At 42.6% G+C, this 19,915-nt stretch carries 9 protein-coding genes; 8 read left to right on the forward strand and 1 reads right to left on the reverse strand.

The annotated features are described in order from the left end of the window. Nucleotides 1–7 precede the first annotated feature (7 nt). The 7 genes from B4N43_RS01805 (at nt 8) to B4N43_RS01835 (ending at nt 12,159) form a co-directional block, all read left to right on the forward strand. Nucleotides 8–2,977 carry a SusC/RagA family TonB-linked outer membrane protein gene (locus B4N43_RS01805; RefSeq protein WP_088160637.1) on the forward strand — a complete coding sequence of 990 codons (2,970 nt, stop codon included), beginning with the start codon at nt 8–10 and terminating at the stop codon, nt 2,975–2,977. 11 nt (nt 2,978–2,988) lie between these two features. Further along, entirely contained in the window at nt 2,989–4,584 is a 1,596-nt protein-coding gene (locus tag B4N43_RS01810) for a RagB/SusD family nutrient uptake outer membrane protein (protein WP_088160638.1), read from the forward strand. Nucleotides 4,585–4,750: 166 nt separating this feature from the next. Beyond that, nucleotides 4,751–5,770 (forward strand): SusE domain-containing protein, encoded by a 1,020-nt coding sequence (locus B4N43_RS01815; protein ID WP_158638823.1) that lies wholly within the window; start codon nt 4,751–4,753, stop codon nt 5,768–5,770. 6 nt (nt 5,771–5,776) lie between these two features. Next, entirely contained in the window at nt 5,777–7,636 is a 1,860-nt protein-coding gene (locus B4N43_RS01820) for a glycoside hydrolase family 13 protein (protein WP_232475708.1), read from the forward strand. Between the two features lie 33 nt (nt 7,637–7,669). Continuing rightward, nucleotides 7,670–8,317 carry a beta-phosphoglucomutase gene (gene pgmB, locus B4N43_RS01825; protein WP_075991631.1) on the forward strand — a complete coding sequence of 216 codons (648 nt, stop codon included), beginning with the start codon at nt 7,670–7,672 and terminating at the stop codon, nt 8,315–8,317. Between the two features lie 108 nt (nt 8,318–8,425). Beyond that, nucleotides 8,426–10,735 (forward strand): family 65 glycosyl hydrolase domain-containing protein, encoded by a 2,310-nt coding sequence (locus B4N43_RS01830; protein ID WP_286732453.1) that lies wholly within the window; start codon nt 8,426–8,428, stop codon nt 10,733–10,735. 98 nt (nt 10,736–10,833) lie between these two features. Next, nucleotides 10,834–12,159 carry an MFS transporter gene (locus B4N43_RS01835; RefSeq protein WP_286732454.1) on the forward strand — a complete coding sequence of 442 codons (1,326 nt, stop codon included), beginning with the start codon at nt 10,834–10,836 and terminating at the stop codon, nt 12,157–12,159. Nucleotides 12,160–12,385: 226 nt separating this feature from the next. Here B4N43_RS01835 and B4N43_RS01840 read toward each other — a convergent pair whose 3' ends face one another. Next, on the reverse strand, nt 12,386–16,342 hold the full coding sequence (locus tag B4N43_RS01840) for a hybrid sensor histidine kinase/response regulator transcription factor (RefSeq protein WP_286732456.1): 3,957 nt from the start codon (nt 16,340–16,342) through the stop codon (nt 12,386–12,388). Nucleotides 16,343–16,775: 433 nt separating this feature from the next. On the opposite strand from B4N43_RS01840, the gene B4N43_RS01845 reads away from it, so the two are divergent. Beyond that, the gene (locus B4N43_RS01845) at nt 16,776–19,760 is read left to right on the forward strand and encodes a SusC/RagA family TonB-linked outer membrane protein (RefSeq protein WP_201639534.1); all 2,985 of its coding nucleotides are present in this window, start codon (nt 16,776–16,778) and stop codon (nt 19,758–19,760) included. Nucleotides 19,761–19,915 lie beyond the last annotated feature (155 nt).

Here is a 19,915-nt window from a genome sequence, read left to right on the forward strand (position 1 = left end):
TTATTTTATGAACAAACAGCTATCACGTCCATTTTGGGCTCTGAGCATGCTACTCGGTGTAAGTGCTTCGGCATTTGCGCAACAGGCAACGCTAAAAGGGCGAGTAATGGACCAGAAGGGGAGTTCCTTGGTCGGTGCTACACTGCGCTTCGAGGATATTCAAAAATCACTGTCTACCAATGCGAATGGGGATTTTAGCTTGGATAGACTACAAACAGGGAAATTACGTCTGAAAGTAAGTATGGTCGGATACGCGACCCTGGATACCTTGATCCAGGTCAACGATGGACATCAGCCGTTAAACCTTTACCTTAAATCCAATACCAGTGCACTGGAAGAGGTTGTGGTGATTGGTTATGGTACACAAAAGAAAAGTGATCTGACGGGTTCAATCAGCACAGTATCTGCAAAAGATTTTCAAAAAGGACAGATCTCCTCGCCGGAGCAACTCATTATGGGGAAAGTTCCAGGCGTACAGATTACAACAAGTGGTGGGCAGCCGGGTGCAGGAAGCACCATCCGTATCCGTACCGGAGCTTCATTGAACGCCAGTAACGATCCGTTAATTGTCGTAGATGGAATTCCATTGGCAGGTGGTTCTGTATCTGGGGTAGCTAACCCATTAAGTTTGATTAACCCAAATGATATCGAGACATTTACAATCTTGAAAGATGCCAATGCAACAGCCATCTATGGTTCGCGGGCGTCGAATGGGGTTATTTTGATCACGACAAAAAAAGGCAGTCGCTCAGGAACACAGATCAACTTCTCTACACAGAATTCATTGGCTACCGTAGCCAATAAAGTAAAGTTGCTCAACGCCGATCAAATCCGCGATTATGTCAATACAAATGGTAGTGATGCCATGAAAAAGTTGTTGGGAACAGCAAATACCGACTGGCAGGATGTGATTTATGGCAATGCATTTACAACGGATAATAACGTTAACATTGCTTCCAAAGCGGGCAATATGCCTTACCGTATATCTGCGGGCTATATGAACCAGGATGGGGTATTGAAAAATGATAACTTAAAACGAACTACTGCTGCATTGGCATTAACGCCAAAATTTCTGGATAACCATCTTTCATTGGATGTAAATGTCCGTGGTACCTGGTCAAAATCGAAATTTGCGACGCAAGACGCAATCGGAGCTGCCATTCAGTTCGACCCGACCCAACCTGTCTATGTGGATGATAAAAATAGTTTTGGCGGGTATTATGAGTGGATTCAAGGGGGGAAACCTAATCCCAATGCACCACGAAATCCTTTAGCCTTGTTGGATTTACGCAAAGATAATGGCGATGTGTTTAGAAGTATTGGAAATGCAAAGGTGGATTATAGTTTTCATTTCCTGCCGGAGCTGCATGCCAACTTAAACGTTGGATACGATCTGGCGCGTTCGAAAGGGAACACATTTACACCAGCGATAGCTGCACGTAATTTTAATGAAGGGGGTGAAAGAACCCAATATAAAACCGATATCAACAATAAAACGCTGGAGTTTTATTTAAAGTATGATAAGGAATTACCTACAATCAAAAGTACGATAGACGCGACGTTGGGCTATGGCTACTATAAAAATAGCAGTAAGGTTTATAATTTTAACCGTACAAATGCGGAAGGTGATAAGATCCTAAATGAGCCAACGCGACCTTTTGATAAACCCGAAAATCTGTTGATCTCTTATTATGGGCGTCTGATTTATACCTATGACAACCGGTATGTTCTGTCGGGAACCTTACGGTCGGATGGTTCTTCCCGTTTTAGTCCTGATAACCGTTGGGGATATTTTCCTTCTGTAGGATTCACCTGGCGCGCCAAAAATGAAGGCTTTTTAAAAGATATAGCTGCAGTGTCCGAACTGAAGCTCCGTTTAAGTTATGGAAAAACCGGGCAGCAAGATGGCATCGCCAACTACTCTTATTTGCCTAATTATACCATCAGCGGCAACGAGTCGATGTATCGCTTTGGTGATGAATACTACTATTTAAATTCACCTGTGGCCTACGATAAAGACATTCGTTGGGAAAATACAACAACCTATAATGCCGGAGTTGATTTTGGCTTTAGCAACAATCGGGTCTATGGTAGCGTGGATTATTACTCGAAAAAGACCAAAGACCTGCTCAGCACGATTCCCGTTCCTGTAGGCTCTAACTTTAGCAATTTCCTGTTGACCAACGTGGGTAACATGGAAAACCAGGGGCTGGAGTTTAATGTACACTTCGTCCCGCTAAAAACGGATAATTCGACCTTGGACATCGGTTTTAACCTAACTTATAATAAGAGTAAAGTAACCAATCTGACACAGAGTGATGATCCGAACTTTATTGTAGAGACCGGTGGTATCCGTGGTGGTACAGGCGGAAATATCCAGGCGCATAAGGTTAATTTCATGCCAAACAGTTTCAATGTTTTCCAACAGGTATATGATGAACAGGGGCATCCTGTCGAAGGTGTCTATGTTGACCGTAATGGAGATGGCGTTATCAGCGATAACGATCGCTATCTGTATAAATCACCGTTACCGAAATATCTTTTGGGTTTTACGGCGGCATACAGCTATAAAAAATGGTCGGCAACAACGGTATTGCGCGCAAATTTGGATAATTATGTCTACGACAATGTTTCCTCTAATTTGGGAAGCGGGGCAAATATCAACGATCAGGCCGTTTTGGTGATCAATAATGCACCTGTGGATTTCTTTAATACCAATTTTCTGCTCAAACAGCTAAGAAGTGATTACTACATCAAGAACGCTTCGTTTTTGAAAATGGATAATGTCAACCTGAGTTATAACCTTGGAAAATTTATCCGGAATAGTAACGCTTCAATGTCGATTTCTGCAACTGTACAAAATGTATTTACGATCACCAATTATAAAGGTGTTGACCCCGAGATATCGAACGGTATAGACGATCGCTTTTATCCGAGGCCAAGGACTTATGTATTGGGTGTAAATGTGAGTTTTTAAACGATATAACAATGAAAAAATTAAATAAATATATAGGTGTATGCTTGCTGGCTATAGCACTGAGCAGCTGCCATAAGGATTTGGATCTAAAACCGACCAACGACGTAACTGCAGATGTAGCCTACAGTGATTTTAAAGGCTATACCTCGTCTTTCGCAAGATTATATGGATCATTGACCTTAACCAGTACATCGGGGCCGAATAACTCTGATCTAGGAGGATTGGATGCCGGTACATCGGATTTTTTACGCCTCTTTTGGAACGCACAGGAACTTACAACCGATGAGGCCGCCTGTGCCTGGCTCAATGATTCGGGGATTAGCGGACTGGATTACCTCGATTTTGACGATAGCAATCCCATGCTCCGTGGTCTTTATACCCGCTGTGTCTATAGTGCCACACTTGTCAATGAATTTTTAAGAGAAAGTACAGATGCTAAATTGGCCGAACGCGGTATTTCAGATACCGATAAAAAAGAAATCGCTTATTATCGTGCCGAAGCAAGATTCTTACGTGCTTATAATTATTGGGTGCTGCTTGATTTGTTTGGAAATCCACCATTTGTAACCGAAGAAACTCCTGTCGGAAAAGTGTCGCCGCCCCAGATCAAACGACCTGAACTTTTTGCGTATGTAGAGAAAGAGCTGTTGGAAGTTGCAGGCCAGCTAAAAGGTGCCAAACAGAATGTATATGGTCGTGTCGATCAAGTTGCGGCATGGGGGCTGTTAGCTCGTTTATACCTCAACGCTGAAGTTTACCTGGGTGCCGGTAATAAGAAATATACCGAAGCGATTACATACGCAGAAAAAGTACTGAACTCGAGCTATAGTTTGGGGACAAATTATCGGGAGCTCTTTTACGCGGATAATGATGTGAACAACCCCGAATTTATTTTCTATCTGCCTTATGATGGAACCAAAACACAGAGCAAGGGTGGTACAACTTATCTGATCAATGCAGCTATTGACGCAACCATGGATCCCACTTCTTTCGGTGTACCCGGCGGCGGTTGGGCCGGAAATCGGACACGCGACAATATCGCAACGATTTTCGGAGACTACAGCGGAGCAACGGACAAGAGGGCAATGTTTCACTTAAATACAAGCGTTAAAATTGAAGATATCGCTGTCTATAAGCAAGGGCTGGCGGTTACCAAATTCCGCAATGTGAACAAGGACGGAAAAACTGCTCCTCCGGCAGCTGAAGGTTTCGTTGCTTCGGTGGATTTCCCGTTGATCCGTTTGGCAGAGATGAACTTGATCTATGCTGAGGCGACATTGCGTGGCGGCTCTGGCGGCAGCTTGGCCAAAGCACTGGACTATGTCAATAAACTGCGTGTACGTGCCTATGGAAACAACAGTGGGAACTTAACGAATCTTTCTTTGGATGATATTCTCAATGAGCGTGTGAAAGAATTATACTGGGAAGGATTTAGACGTTCGGATTTAATCCGCTATGGCAAATTTACGGGTGATAATTACCTCTGGCCTTTTAAAGGTGGTGTGCTTGCAGGTCAGGCAGTTGCCGGGTATAGGACGTTGTTTCCACTTCCTGCTTCGGATATTATTGCGAACTCCAATCTTGTACAGAATCCAGGCTATAATTAATCAGCATCGGACAGGAAGAACGGCGAGTCTCTTCCGGTCAATGTAGCCTTACCTGTAATAAGACAATTGTTGACAGATGAAACCGGGCAATATCTATTGTTCGACGCATTGGCGAATGGTCAGTTACCCGGGCTTTCATCAGCTATTGAAAACAAAAATTAAACAGATGAAAATTAGACACTATATCGGAATCATGCTGCTATTTATCGTGGCGTTCCAAAGTTGTAAAAAAGACGAGACGCGCGCTATATTGGCTAGCGGGGAGAGCATAAAGCCAGCAACTTTAAGCCTCGATAAAACGAATGTAACCTTGTCAAAAGATAACGCAGAGGATACGGTACTGCACCTCAATATGATTCAGCCTGACTTTGGTTTTCAGGCCGCAGTAACCAACGTCCTGCAGTTTGGACTTAAAGGAGATAATTTTAAAACAGTAAAAGAAGTTGTCATTCCCAACGGTCGGACAAGCCTTGGATTTACAGGCTATGAATTGAACAGCTATTTACTTTCTCTTGGTGTTCCGACGGGAACGGCTTCGGACTTTGATGTACGCCTCAAGTCGAGTATCAATACTAAAATTACGGTGGTGTTTTCTGCGTTAGCTAGTCTTAAAGCAATCCCTTTTGCTTCGACCAGCTATTTGTACGTTCCAGGAGCTTATCAGGGATGGGATCCGGCTACTGCTGAATCAATAGTCTCCCCAACAAGCAACGGCATCTATACGGGCATTATCTCCTTTCCGGAAGCGAATTCGGAATTTAAGATTACGACAGAGCGCAATTGGGCAAATTCCTATGGACAGACTGCAGATGGTAAACTCGCTTTTAATGGCGGTGGAAATATAAAAGCTCCCCGTGCAGGAAATCTGGAAATAGAAGTCAATACGACGGCAAATACCATTTCATTTAAAGATCACAATTGGGGTATTATTGGTAGTGCCACGCCTAAGGGCTGGGATGCCGATACGGATATGAAATTCGACAATGCCAATCAGGTATGGAAGCTCACAGTGAGCTTGACTGCAGGCGAGATCAAATTCCGTAAAAACCACGATTGGGGAACAAATTTCGGTGGAGCTAACGGCAGTCTGATTGCCGGCGGGGCCAATATCGCGGTTGCGAATGCCGGTACGTATGATATCGTCGTGGATTTCAATGCAAATACATATACGTTGACGAAGAAATAAAAAACGATGTTTAAACGAAATAAAAAGATTACCACAGTATTCGTGGCACTAATGGTGTTTGGATGGAGCCCCCTAATGGGGCAATCCATCCAACGCGTAGAACCTTTAAACTGGTGGGTAGGAATGGAAAATCCGACCTTGCAGCTTGTTGTCTATGGACCTCAGATAGGGAAAAGCGAGGTACAGGTGGAGGATAAAGGGATAGAACTTGTCAAAGTCAATCGCGTAGAAAATCCCAACTACCTGTTTTTGGATGTCAAGGTGGCTGCTTCGGCCAAACCAGGATGGTCAACTTTTACGTTTAGTCAGGGAAAGAAAAAACTAACCTATCGTTATGAGTTGAAGCAAAGGGATCAAAAAGTAAAAGCACAGGGTGTGAACAATGCCGATTTGATCTACCTGATTATGCCCGATCGTTTTGCCAATGGAAATAGAGAAAATGATCAGGTGAAAGGCATGTTGGATATGAGTTTAAACCGAGACTCGATGTATCTGCGTCATGGCGGTGATCTGGAAGGCATTATCGGAAAGCTGGATTACCTACAAGATCTTGGGGTGACATCCTTGTGGCTGACTCCTGTGTTGACCAATGACATGCCCCAGGCTTCATATCATGGTTATGCCAACACCGAAACCTATCATATTGATCCCCGTTTTGGTAGCAACGATACCTATGTCCAATTGGGTGAACAGCTGCATAAACGTCAGATGAAACTGATTTTTGATGTGGTGCCCAATCATATCGGAAGTTATCATTGGACGGTAAAAGACAAGCCGATGGCCGACTGGCTCAATGAATGGCCTACCTATACGCAGACATCTTACAAAGACCAGGCAGTTTTTGATCCTTATGCCTCGGCAGATGACAAAAAGAAAATGGTCAAAGGCTGGTTTGTTCCCACAATGCCCGATATGAACGAACAAAACCCATACGTTCAAAATTATCTGACCCAAAGCCATATCTGGTGGATAGAGACTGCGGCAATAGATGGATTCCGAATTGATACCTATCCGTACAATGATCTTGATTTTATGGCCAAATGGACAGATCGCATTCTGCAGGAGTATCCAAAATTCACCTTTTTTGGTGAAACATGGGTACATGGTGTGGGGAACCAGGCCTATTTTCTGGGTGGAAAACGAGTTGGTCAGGAGGTCGATTCCAAGCTGATGGGTGTGACGGATTTTCAGCTTAATTATGCCATAGGTGATGCACTCAACCAAAAGACAGAATGGACCGCCGGAGCCAATAAATTGTATTCAACCCTCGCTTCAGACTTTCTGTACCCACATCCCGAGCAAAATGTGCTTTTTTTGGATAACCACGATAAAGATCGTTTTTTCTCCGTTGTCGGTGAAAATGTGCAGAAATATAAATCGGCAATGGCTTGGCTTATGACAACAAGGGGCATCCCACAATTGTACTACGGGGCTGAAATTCTGATGAAGAATTTCTCAAATCCAGATGGTTTATTACGGGAAGACTTTCAGGGTGGTTTCGCGGGTGACAAACTGAACAAGTTTACCGCAGACGGAAGGACTAAAGCAGAGCAGGATATGTGGACTTTTGTTCAAACGCTAGCCAATTATCGTAAACGACATGCTGTATTACAAACTGGTAAAACGATGCAGTATGTGCCCGAAGATGGTGTGTATGTGTATTTCCGCTACAACGAGCAACAGACGGTTATGGTCGTGATGAATTGCAATGATTCGCCGAAAGAGATCAAACTGGATCGTTTTAAGGAAAGAAACAGCAGGGTCAGATCCTATGTTGATATTATCCAAAAACAGGAAACCGCTCCAGCTGACAATACCTTGAAACTGGAAGCTTATGAGACTAAAGTTTTGGAGCTTAAGTTTTAATACAATTTAAAATTCTATAGAATTCATTTTTCAATGATTAATTATACTACTGTAAAAGCCGTAATATTTGATTTGGACGGTGTGTTGGTGGATACGGCAATCTACCATTTTCAAGCTTGGCATAGATTGGCCGAAGACTTGGGCTATTCGTTTTCCATTGTTGACAATGAGCAGCTGAAAGGTGTCAGCCGGATCGAATCCCTGGAGCTTATTTTAAAATGGGCCGGAGTGGAAAAGTCTGAAGCTGAAAAAGCGGATTTACTTGTGCTTAAAAACCAATGGTACCTGGAGTTGATTGAGCAGCTGAGTCCTGACCACTTGCTTTCGGGTAGTTTGGAACTTTTGAAAAAACTACAGCAAAAAGGAATTAAGATTGGACTTGGTTCGGCCAGCAAGAATGCAATGGGTATCCTTGAAAAAACCGGAATTATACCCTATTTCGATGCGCTGATCGATGGGAATGTAGTGCAGCTTTCTAAACCCAACCCGGAAGTTTTCCTTAAGGGGGCCGAGGTGCTGGAGATTGCGCCGGCCCACTGCCTGGTGCTGGAAGATGCACAGGCTGGAATCGATGCAGCACGGGCAGCCGGTATGCAGGTAATAGGTATAGGCCTGAAAGAACATCTCAGGGGAGCGGATTTGGTCGTAGCAGATTTAGGGACCTTAGTCGATAAATTTTAAAATTTAGGAGAAATTCAATAGCGGAAAGCATGCTGTAGATGGTATCGGTAAATAGGGAAATCATTTATTTGCCTTCGATTCCGAGCATGCGGTGAAAAAAATAAAAAGATGAAAACATATATCAAACATAACCCTTGGCAAATTATCGAAGATACATTTCGCCCCGAACATAATGAATTTTCGGAAAGTATCTTCGCTATTGGTAATGGTCGGATGGGACAGAGGGCTAATTTTGAAGAACAATTCAGCGGGAAATCTTTGCAAGGGTCGTATTTGGCCGGTATTTATTATCCGGACAAAACACGTGTAGGCTGGTGGAAAAATGGCTATCCGGAATATTTTGCCAAGGTCATCAATTCCATCGATTGGATAGGCCTGGATATTCTGGTCAATGGGCAAGTGTTAGATCTGAATAAAGTTACGGTCAAATCTTTTGAACGCCGACTGGATATGCAGCATGGCGTTTTATACCGCAGTTTTGCCGTGGAAATGCCAGACGGAGCACAGCTTAAGGTAGAAGCAAGCCGGATGTATCATCTGTTTGCTTCCGAAACAGCTTCATTGCAGTACAACATCCAGGCGCTTTCTGGTCCAATTACATTGGAGATCAGGTCGCAGTTAAATGCTGAAGTCGTTAATCGTGATAGTAACTATGACGAGCAATTTTGGGAAAGTACAGCGCAGGGTAGGGATGGTGAAAATACCTTTGTGGTGGCGCGCACCAAGAAAACGGGGTTTGAAGTCTATGCCATGCTTACAACGAGCGTAACTGGTCCAACAGCGGTCGTGGAAGTGCACGATACCGTCGCAAGTCCGGGCTGTATGACAGAGATCTATCAGACAGATCTTGCTGAATCTCAAATTTGTCGTGTTGAGAAGCGCGTTGCCATTGTCACCTCGCAGAATCACCTGCAAGCTCAGCTAAAAGAAGCTGCTTCGGTTAATCTACACCAATTGAATGGGCTGAGTTATGAGCAGTTAAAGGCTCAACAGGCAGCAGCCTGGCAAGCGATCTGGGCAGAAAGTGATATTGAAATTAGTGGTGATGTCGCAGCACAGCAGGCAATACGCTACAATATTTTCCAGCTTAACCAGACTTATACCGGCGAAGATGAGCGCCTCAATATTGGCCCTAAAGGTTTTACAGGTGAAAAATATGGTGGTGTCACGTATTGGGATACCGAAGCATATTGTATTCCATTTTACCTGGCAACACAGTCACCAAAGATTGCCCGTAATTTGTTGATTTATCGTCATCAGCAATTGGAAAAGGCAATCGAAAATGCGGCTAAACTCGGCTTTAATCGGGGCGCAGCACTCTATCCCATGGTTACGATTAATGGTGAGGAATGCCATAATGAATGGGAGATTACCTTTGAGGAGATTCATCGCAATGGAGCCATAGCATTTGCAATCTATAACTATGTCCGTTATACCGGAGATCAGGATTACATCTGGTCGCACGGATTGGAAGTTTTGGTTGCGATAAGCCGATTCTGGGCACAGCGTGTCAATTGGAGTGCCGAACGCCAGCAATATGTGATGTTGGGCGTGACGGGACCAAACGAGTATGAAAACAACGTGAACAACAATTGGTATACCAATCGGATTGCATCCTGGTGCCTGGAATATACACTGGACTGTTTAAACAAGCTGGCGCAGCTAAGCTCCAACAATGCTGACGCACTGAACACGAAGTTGGCCGTAGCATCGGAAGAACAACAAAAATGGCAGCACATTGTCGATAATATGTATTATCCTTTTGATGCGCAACGGAATGTATATTTGCAGCAAGATGGCTTTTTGGACAAAGAGCTGATTCCTGTGGCAGAACTTGATCCATCGCATCGCCCTATTAACCAGCATTGGAGTTGGGATAGGATTCTGCGTTCCTGTTATATCAAACAGGCCGATGTATTGCAAGGTTTTTACTTCCTTGAGGATCAATTTGACCTGGAGACCCTAGGTCGACATTATGAATTCTATGAGCCTTTTACGGTGCATGAAAGTTCGCTCTCTCCCTGCGTACATGCGATATTGGCCGCTAAATTGAACAAGCCGGAAAAAGCGTATGAATTCTATCTGCGCACCTCACGTTTGGATCTGGACGATTACAATAACGATACCGAAGACGGTTTACATATTACGTCGATGGCGGGTACCTGGATGACAATCGTAGAGGGCTTTGCAGGAATGCGAATTAAGGACGGACAATTGTATTTAAATCCGATGTTGCCCAAAGAATGGGAAGGTTATAAATTCCGGGTGTTATTTCGAGGAGCGACTTTACTGATTGCAGTAGATGCCGATGGCTATACGATCGAAAATGTCAGTGATACTGCAGTGCATATCCAGACGGTAACCGAAGCTTTCGTGCTGCCTGGGCAAAGCAAAAAAAAGGTGCTTCAGCTGAGATAAACCCTAGTTTTCAGCAGTGAAAGAACCTCTTATGCTGCTGAAAATAGGGGTTAAATGGTAATTAAATTGTATTTTGTCTTAAATTTTTATAGCCTATTATGGGAAATAAACCTGAATTAAGCATTAGCCAGGTCATCAATATGAGTTTTGGATTTCTGGGGATACAAATGGGTTTTGCTCTGCAAAATGGCAACGCCTCCCGTATTCTCCAAACATTTGGTGCCGATGTGGAGCATCTTTCACTTTTTTGGCTTGCTGCTCCTATTACGGGGATGATTGTACAGCCAATTATAGGCCATTATAGTGATCGAACCTGGAATAGATTGGGCCGGCGGCGACCTTATATTTTGGTGGGGGCGCTGTTGACTACCCTGACTTTATTTTTAATGCCCAATGCGGCATTATTGACAACATTATTGGCGCCACTTTGGATCGGTGCAGGCTTATTGATGTTTATGGATGCTTCCATCAATGTGACGATGGAGCCCTTTCGGGCGCTGATCGGTGACAATCTGCCGAGCAGTCAGCGGAGTTTGGGCTTCTCGGTACAGACCTTTTTAATCGGGATTGGCGCTGTTCTTGGCTCGCTACTTCCCTTTATGTTGACGAAGTATTTTCATGTAGCAGGAACTTCTGAAGCCGGGCAAGTACCGAGTAATGTTATCTACTCCTTTTATGTAGGCGGTTTTGTCCTGCTTCTAACGGTGTTATGGTCTGTGTTCAAAACAAAAGAGTACTCACCAGCAGCGCTTCAGACTTTTTCGGATGCGGTTGCTATTGAACAGGATGCGACACCAAAGTTTGGCTTGCGTTCTATCTTTAGTGATATCGGTAAGATGCCATTGATCATGCGCAAATTGGGCTGGGTCCAGTTTTTCTCCTGGTTTGCCCTTTTTATGATGTGGGTGTATACAACTCCTGCTATTGCTGATTCGGTTTTTTACCTGCGGGAAGGAAATCGGCAGGATCTCTATATGGAGGCTGCCAATTGGGTAGGTGTGCTTTTTGGTATTTACAATGGAGTCTCGGCCTTGTATGCCTTGTTTATTCCGCGGATAGCTAAACATTTTGGGCGTGGAAAAACACATGCTCTTGGGCTTTCCATTGGTGGGCTTTCGTTAATTTCATTATTTCTGATCAAAGATGCCAATCTACTGATTCTTCCTATGATCGGTATTGGTATCGCTTGGGGAAGCATTTTGGCAATGCCTTATGCAATTTTGAGCGATCATTTGCCTTCGGGTAAAATGGGGGTTTATATGGGGCTATTTAATTTTTTCATTACCCTACCTCAGATTGTGTGTGGATTTTTTGGCGGAATGATCATCAAATATTTTTTTCATAGCCAATCCATTTACGGCTTGTTGTTGGCCGGCATATTTATGTTGCTGGCGGCATTCTTTGTTCCAAAGCGTAAGAATTAAGTGCATGCCATTATCGTAGACGTAGGCTAAACCTTCTACGTCTACGTGTTTTTGCCTCGCTCGGGTTCCTCAATTGGATTTTCTTGGTCCCTTCTATTTGTCCCCGATTCTTTCTTTACCTAGGGGCGATTTCTATCTTTATCAGTGCCGATATTCTTTCGGCATCTCGGCAACAGTTTTTACGCCATTGGAATAATCTTCTTCCTGGTGCTAGAACTGGTGTTTATCACTTGCTGTTTTCAAGAATATAGCTGCTTGGCGACATGCCATAGTGCTTATGAAAGTCCCTTGAAAAATTGGATTGCACGGTATAACCGACCATCGTTGATACCTGGGTGATGTTATATTCTTTTTGGGTGAGTAGTTCTGCCGCCTTTTTCAACCGTGAAATATTGATCAATTCATTGGGTGTGAGGTCAGAGAGTCCTTTGATTTTACGGTAAAGGGTTGGACGGCTCATATGCATCAATTTGGCCAGTTCATCCACATTGAGATCTATCGTTGAAATATTCTCATAAATAACCGTATTCAGCTGACTGATAAAATCTTTGTCGGGTGCTGAAACGTTAATATCCATTAAGTTGGAGCTGGAAGAATTGGTTAGGTAATTCTTGATAATTTTACGGTTTTTGAGGATGTTGCGTATCTGTACCATGAGGAATTCAAGCGAAAAGGGTTTTTCGATATAGGCATCGGCACCATTTTTTAATCCCTGAATTTTTGAATCCAGCGCATTTTTTGCCGTTAGAAAAATAACGGGAATATGGCTATACAGAATATCTGTTTTGATGCGTTTGCATAGCGCCAGACCATCCATAATGGGCATCATAATATCTGTTAGTACAAGTTGTACATTCTCTTGGTCTAATATTTCGAGGGCCTCGGCACCGTTCCCTGCCCGTAGAACAGTGTAGCTGGTTTTCAATTCTTTATTGAGGTAGGCCAGTATTTCTTTATTATCCTCGACGAGCAGAATCACCGGCTTTTCTTCCTCCTGTTCATCGGATCTATCATGCAATACCTGATCGTCGTTATCTTCCTGAAAAGATTTGATGTCGAGCGATTGTTCCTGAAAAATTGGGATTGATAGCAGGAATATATTCCGGTTTTCCTCCAGATGTACAAGGGATAAGTTTCCTTGGTGTAATTCGACCAAAGAGCGGGACAAAGGAAGACCAATGCCCGTCCCCGTATCTTTATCCGATTCATTTAAGCGATAAAATGGTTCAAATATTTTCTCCCTTTTCTCAAAGGGAATGAGCTCACCATCATTCTTAAACTCGATATTGAACATAATATCATCGCTATTAAAAGGGAGGAGTTTGACATAGACTTCTTGATCCGCATATTTGATGGCGTTGTGAATCAGGTTTGTAAAGATCTTTCGAAGGGCTTCCTCATCCACATAAGCCGTGAGACTGATACGAGGGAGACTGAGGTCATAGTGCAGCTGTTTATCTTTTGCGAGATAATTTAAATCGTGAAATACTTCGGATAGGAGGGCATTAATATCCGTTTTAGTAAAAATAAGGCTCATATTGTTGGTTTCTGCTTTTCTAAAATCCAGTAATTGGTTGGTGAGGCGAATTAATCGCGCCGTATTTTTTTCAATCAGTGCAAGATCTTTGGCTGTGTCGCGATCGGTAAATTTATGGTTATTGATTATTTTCTCAAGGGGCATTTTGATCAGCGTGAGTGGCGTACGAATTTCGTGGGCCAGGTTGGTGAAGAATTCCAGCTTGAGGTTATATATTTCCTGTTCTTTTTTTCGTTCATAACTATCCATCTTTTGGGCATTGTTGGCTTTTATAAGGAGAAAGTAATACCGTAATACGAGCAATGCAATGGTGCCGAAGCTCAAAAAATAAAGTAAGTATGCCCAATTTGACTGCCACCAGGGTGGCGAAACGATGATGAGCAGTTTTTTTTCATCCGGATTCCAGACGCTGTTGTTATTTGCACCTCTGAACTTAAACGTATAAGTGCCCGGAGGAAGTTTATTGTAATAGATTTTTTGATTGCCTGTAATATCGGTCCAGTCTTTATCGTAACCTTCCATGATATAACGATAAGGATTGCTCTTTGGGGAAACAAAGCTCAAGGCGGCGATATTGAAGCTAATATTGGAATTGTCGTAGGTCAGTTGGATCTCTTCTGATAGGGAGATGGATTCTTTCAGTATGCCATTTTCACCAACCGGTACGTTGACATTGTTAATCTGAATGCCGCTGATGAATATAGGTGGAATAAAGCTGTTCTTAATGGATTTTGTGGGATTGAAGCTAACCATTCCTTTAATCGTCCCGAAATATAAAGTTCCATCGCTATCTTTATAAGCCGAATTATAATTAAACTGATCTGCGGGAAGCCCGTCTCTCGATGTATAGATGACCCTACGCGGGACACCTTCATCCAGTCTGACCAGTCCACCGCCGGTAGATATCCAGATGCTCCTGTTGTCATCTTCCAGGACCTTGAATACCTGATTGGAAGGTAAACCGGATTCGGTCAGATAATTGGTGAAGCGACCATCACGACGGTATTTTGAGAGGCCGCTTTCGGTGCAAAACCACAAGTTATTTTTGCTGTCTTCAAATAGACCGTTGACGTAATTATTGACGAGTGTATTTTGTTTACCTTGTTCAGATAACAGATGCTGAATTTCTCCCGAACTGCGGTTATATTGGTAGACCCCACTACCGTAGGTGTTGATCCACAGTATACCATATTGATCTTCATAAATGCCTTGTATCCATGCGGTAATTGGAAGGAGGTCAAAACTGTCGCTATTTTTGTTGTAGCGGTATAGTGCGCGGTCTGTCCCGACAAACATGCTGTTGTCTTTAGACTTATAGAGGCATACGGCAAAGCTGCTTTGTAAGGGGCCTTTGCCGATGCGATCATAGTGTTTTTTTAGTTTTCCGGTTTTTACGTCTAGAACGTCTAGTCCATGTGTTGTGGAGCCTACCCAAAGATCGTCGCCGATTGTTGCCAGGCCATGAACATTGTTATGCGCTATACTTCCCTTTTTTCCATTGGCAAGGAAGTGCTGAATCTGTTGTGTTTGAGCATCAATTTTGTTCAGGCCACCATCTTCTGTTCCTATCCAGAAATTTCCATAGCGATCTTTTTTGATATCGTGTACAATATTGCCTGATAAGGCCGATTTTCCGAATCCGGATAGATATTTTTTGAAATTGTCGAATTGGTTGCTGTATTGGTTAAAGCCGCCGAAAAATGTTCCAAACCAGATATTGTCTTCACGGTCCCGATAGAAATTCAGGACAGCATTGTCAGATATGGCAAATGGATTGAGCAGATCTTTTTTGATGTGCTGGCTCTGACCCGTGTGAATATCATAGGTATATATTCCAGTTTCTGTTCCGATCCAGTATATCGACTCCGTTTGTTGAATAATACAGTTTGCCTGGATGACTTTATTGGGGTAATGACTTGCAAATAGATTTTTTAACCGGCCATTTTTGAAATCAAACAAATAAGCCGAATTGATTGTCCCGACCATCAATAGGGAATCATTGATGGCGTAAACAGTTTTTGTATTTGCCAATGCTTTTCGATCAATCTTTTTAAGGTCAACTTCGACAAATTTGCTCGTATTTACCTGGTACCGTTGTATGGTACTGTTATTGTCCGTTGTCCACAACCCGCCTTTCTTGCTGCTGGTAATCGCTACAATGGTATTTTTGTTCTGATCAAATGGAATTATTTCTGTTGTATAAGAATTATAGCGATAAAGTTTTCCGTTCGAAAGCAGCCAGATAAAACCGGCGTATTCGTGTATGGCATTTACTTCACCGATTGGTACTCCCCTGAATGGTGTGAAATTTTCTTTAATAGGATCGTAACAATAGGTACCGCGTGTGGTTCCCACCCATAGTATTCCTTTGCTGTCTGTGAGAATACTTAAAATGGACGAACTTCCGATACTTGTAGAGTCTGAAGCATTGTGTCTAAATATCTTAAATTGATTGCCATCAAAGCGATTGAGACCATTCCTTGTCCCTAACCATAGAAAACCCTGAACATCCTGTGTAATACATTTGACCGTGCTATTGGAGAGACCGTCGTGGGTTTGATAATTTTTAAAATAGATCGATTGTGCCTGCACGTTAATACATGCTAGCAAGATATATAAAAGGAGTATGGTGGTTATTCTTTTCAAAACTGATTACGTTGAACTAAAAATAGTCAATTAAAAGATAAAAAAGAGTTTTACTGATACGCTTTGATATAAAATTGAGACGCTCTGATTGGACTAGCTACAAGGATTTACGCATTTTTATAAAACAATAATAACCAAATATAAACGTATGTTTCGCCCTAGAATTATGACAGGTAAGTCCTGTGTCCTTGTTTTTCAGTTTGTTAGGTTTTTGTTTTTACCTGTGAGACATTATGTTCACGATGCTTTGGTTTTGAATTTTGGCTTTAAAGGCCTTGATACCGAGCGCTACGTCTTTGCCATTATTGGGGAAGACTATACGCATTTCAAAAGGGCTTTGGAGAAAAAAAAATACCATTAAAATCACTTAGTATCATTTGTGTATCCTAGATGCATGATATAAAAATCAATTAAACCACCAATCAAAAAGCGTATGAAAAATAAACTACTTGCACAATGCGTAATGACGCTTACATTTTTGCTTGTATCTTTTATTGTAGTTGCCCAGACGAAAGTCTTGAAGGGAAAGGTTGTAGATGAGACTCAAGGTCCATTGGCAGGAGCTACAATTAAGGTAAAAGGGGGAACCGCGGCTACAACAACAGACACGGAAGGTTCCTTTACATTTACTGTTCCCAGTGAAGCGAAAACGCTGGAAGTATCCTTTATTGGATATACTTTAAAAGAAGTACCCATTGTGGGAAACGATATCACGGTAGCGCTGGAACCTAGTGCCGGTCAGGGCCTAGATGAGGTCGTTGTGATCGGTTATGGTACCGCCCGTAAAAAAGATCTAACGGGGTCTATGGTCACTATTGGAGCGAAGAACTTCAATAAGGGGATCATGACGAGCCCCGATCAATTAATACAGGGAAAGACACCAGGGGTTATGGTGATTAACAATACGGGGCAACCTGGCGGATCAACCACAGTACGTATCCGTGGAAACTCATCGATCCGTGCCAGTAACAACCCATTATTTGTGCTAGATGGTGTGCCTATGTCGGGTAATTCGCCTCTGCCTGAAGGAAGAGGAGGCTTTTCTTCCGACAGAGGAAATCCTTTGACTTACTTGAATCCGGGTGACATTGCTAGTATGGACATCCTTAAAGATGCATCGGCTACGGCAATTTATGGTTCACGTGGGGCAAATGGCGTTGTCATTATTTCGACGAAAAGAGGTAAAGTAGGGCAGCCCGAGGTTTCTGTAGGAGCCTCAGCAGGTGTTTCGACCATGCGGGAATATCCTGATGTGTTAGATGCTGCTCGATTTAGAGAAGCGTTGAAATATTATACACCATCTGAAGTCGCAAATGCTGATTTCGGTGGCAATGAGGATGCTTTTAAAGCGATCACAAGAAAAGCGATCACGCAAAATTACTATGCTGATGTAGCTGGCGGAACCGAGTATGGTAAGTATCGCCTTTCAGGTGGATATTTAAACCAAAACGGTATTATTCGTGGATCACAGCTGAAGAAATACACAGCCAATTTTAACGGGAATTTCCGTTTTCTGGAAAACAAACGATTGGGATTGGATTTTGCAGTCTTTTTGACGCAAATGGATAATAAATACGCACCGATCAATGCGATGGTAGGTTCGGAAGGAAATGTGATTTCCCAAGCCTTACAATGGAATCCGACACGACCATTACGGGACGATCAAGGCAATTTAACCTTTGTCAGTTCAACTACGCGAAACCCATTGACAAGTATTGATGCCTTTAAAGATTTGGCGACAACAAATACCATGGTAATCAACTTGGCGCCATACTATAAAATTACAGACGATTTGGAATATCGTTTTATCTATAGTGCAATGCGACAAACTGGAAACCGTGAAGGGATGTACCGCGCAGGACTTATTGATCCTTCAGCTGTGAACAATGAGCAGGCCTTTATTTCCAATAACGGAGAAACCAACTTGCAAATGACGCATATGCTCTCTTACAATAAACAAATCAATTCAGATTGGAGTGTCAATGCGGTAGCAGGTTACGAGTATTTGGATTATAACTACAACAACAACATTTCCTTTGGCGGTGGATTTCGTTATATGGGACTAGATTATTTTGACTATCTACAATATACACCTGTTTCCACGCGTGAAATATCGTCGTATAGAAGTCCAACCAACCAGTTGCAATCACTTTTCTTGCGTGGCGGATTCAATTACTTGGATCGCTACTTATTGACTGCAACAGTAAGAAGGGATGGCTCGACGAAATTTGGTTCAAACAACAAATACGCCATGTTCCCTTCATTGGCCGTAGCCTGGAATGTGAATCAGGAAGAGTTTTTGAAATCTACCGGTATTTTTGATCAGTTGAAAGTAAGGGTAGGCTGGGGAAAAACAGGTAACCAAGAATTCCCATCTGGGGCATCGTTAAATAGATTGGTTTTTGGTAACCAAAGTGTAAGCCAGGCAAACTATGGTAATCCTGATTTGAAATGGGAGACTTCGACCACGATCAATGCAGGTATTGATTTTGGAATTTGGGGTAACCGTCTGTATGGATCCATTGATTATTTTAATAAAAAGACCACAGATGCACTATTTGAGCAAACTCTTGCACAGCCAGCTCCAGCAGGACGTATCTGGGTGAATTTGGATGGCGAGATTGTCAATAAAGGGGTAGAGGTCGCGTTGACCGGTACAATTATTAAAAATGACAATTGGACTTGGGATTTGACAGGTAATGCAACTTTCCTGAAAAACAGTGTAAGTGGTCTAGTGGGCTATTACGAAACAGGGGCATTGCGTGGACAAGGTTTTTCAGGTGTATTGGGACAACGTATGGTAAATGGGCAACCATTGAATGTTTGGTACCTGGCCGATTACCAAGGTATTGATCCGCAGACAGGCATGAGCATGTATCGCGGACAGGATGGTAGTATCAGTACGGCCAACGACCCTGCAATTAATAAATTCTATATGAACAGTCCAAATCCGACGACTTTATTGGGTATTTCTACCAACGTAAATTACAAACAGTTTTCTTTGGCTGCCAATATGAATGGTGCTTTTGGACATTATCTATTCAATAATACGGCCGCGACAACTTTAGGATTGAGTAATCTATCATCACGTAATATCGGTTCAGCATTCTTTAATACAGCTGTAAAAGAGTCTACTTCCAATTCGGCTGCGCCTTCGACGCGATTCCTTGAAAAAGGTGATTATCTAAAAATGGCTAACCTTACTTTAAGCTATCGTGTTGGAAATGTAGGTAGAACACTTAAGAACTTAAATGTATCCCTTACTGGACAGAATCTTTTCATCATCACGAAGTATACAGGATTTGATCCAGAGGTGAATACAGATGGTGCAACAAATGGTATTCCTTCGTTGGGTATCGAATATTTACCCTATCCACCGGCAAGAAATATCCTATTGGGGGTTAACTTCTCACTTTAAGCGTATACTGTAGATCATTAGATAATAAAAAGAGGAGAGCATCAAGATGGATTTAAACGTATTAGTGAATGAATAAAAATGAATAAATCTGATCGCCTCATTACGAATGAAACACCAAAGGCAGTATGAATGCCTTACAGTCAAAATGGATGAAT

This window comes from Sphingobacterium sp. UBA1897 (assembly GCF_002337775.1).
GTDB classification, from domain to species: Bacteria; Bacteroidota; Bacteroidia; order Sphingobacteriales; family Sphingobacteriaceae; genus Sphingobacterium; species Sphingobacterium siyangense.

Bases quoted from the DNA above. Each gene is read 5' to 3' on its own strand.
- B4N43_RS01805 (WP_088160637.1), top strand. From the start codon at position 8: ATGAACAAACAGCTATCACGTCCATTTTGGGCTCTGAGCATGCTACTC.
- B4N43_RS01810 (WP_088160638.1), top strand. From the start codon at position 2,989: ATGAAAAAATTAAATAAATATATAGGTGTATGCTTGCTGGCTATAGCA.
- B4N43_RS01815 (WP_158638823.1), top strand. From the start codon at position 4,751: ATGAAAATTAGACACTATATCGGAATCATGCTGCTATTTATCGTGGCG.
- B4N43_RS01820 (WP_232475708.1), top strand. From the start codon at position 5,777: ATGTTTAAACGAAATAAAAAGATTACCACAGTATTCGTGGCACTAATG.
- pgmB (WP_075991631.1), top strand. From the start codon at position 7,670: ATGATTAATTATACTACTGTAAAAGCCGTAATATTTGATTTGGACGGT.
- B4N43_RS01830 (WP_286732453.1), top strand. From the start codon at position 8,426: ATGAAAACATATATCAAACATAACCCTTGGCAAATTATCGAAGATACA.
- B4N43_RS01835 (WP_286732454.1), top strand. From the start codon at position 10,834: ATGGGAAATAAACCTGAATTAAGCATTAGCCAGGTCATCAATATGAGT.
- B4N43_RS01845 (WP_201639534.1), top strand. From the start codon at position 16,776: ATGAAAAATAAACTACTTGCACAATGCGTAATGACGCTTACATTTTTG.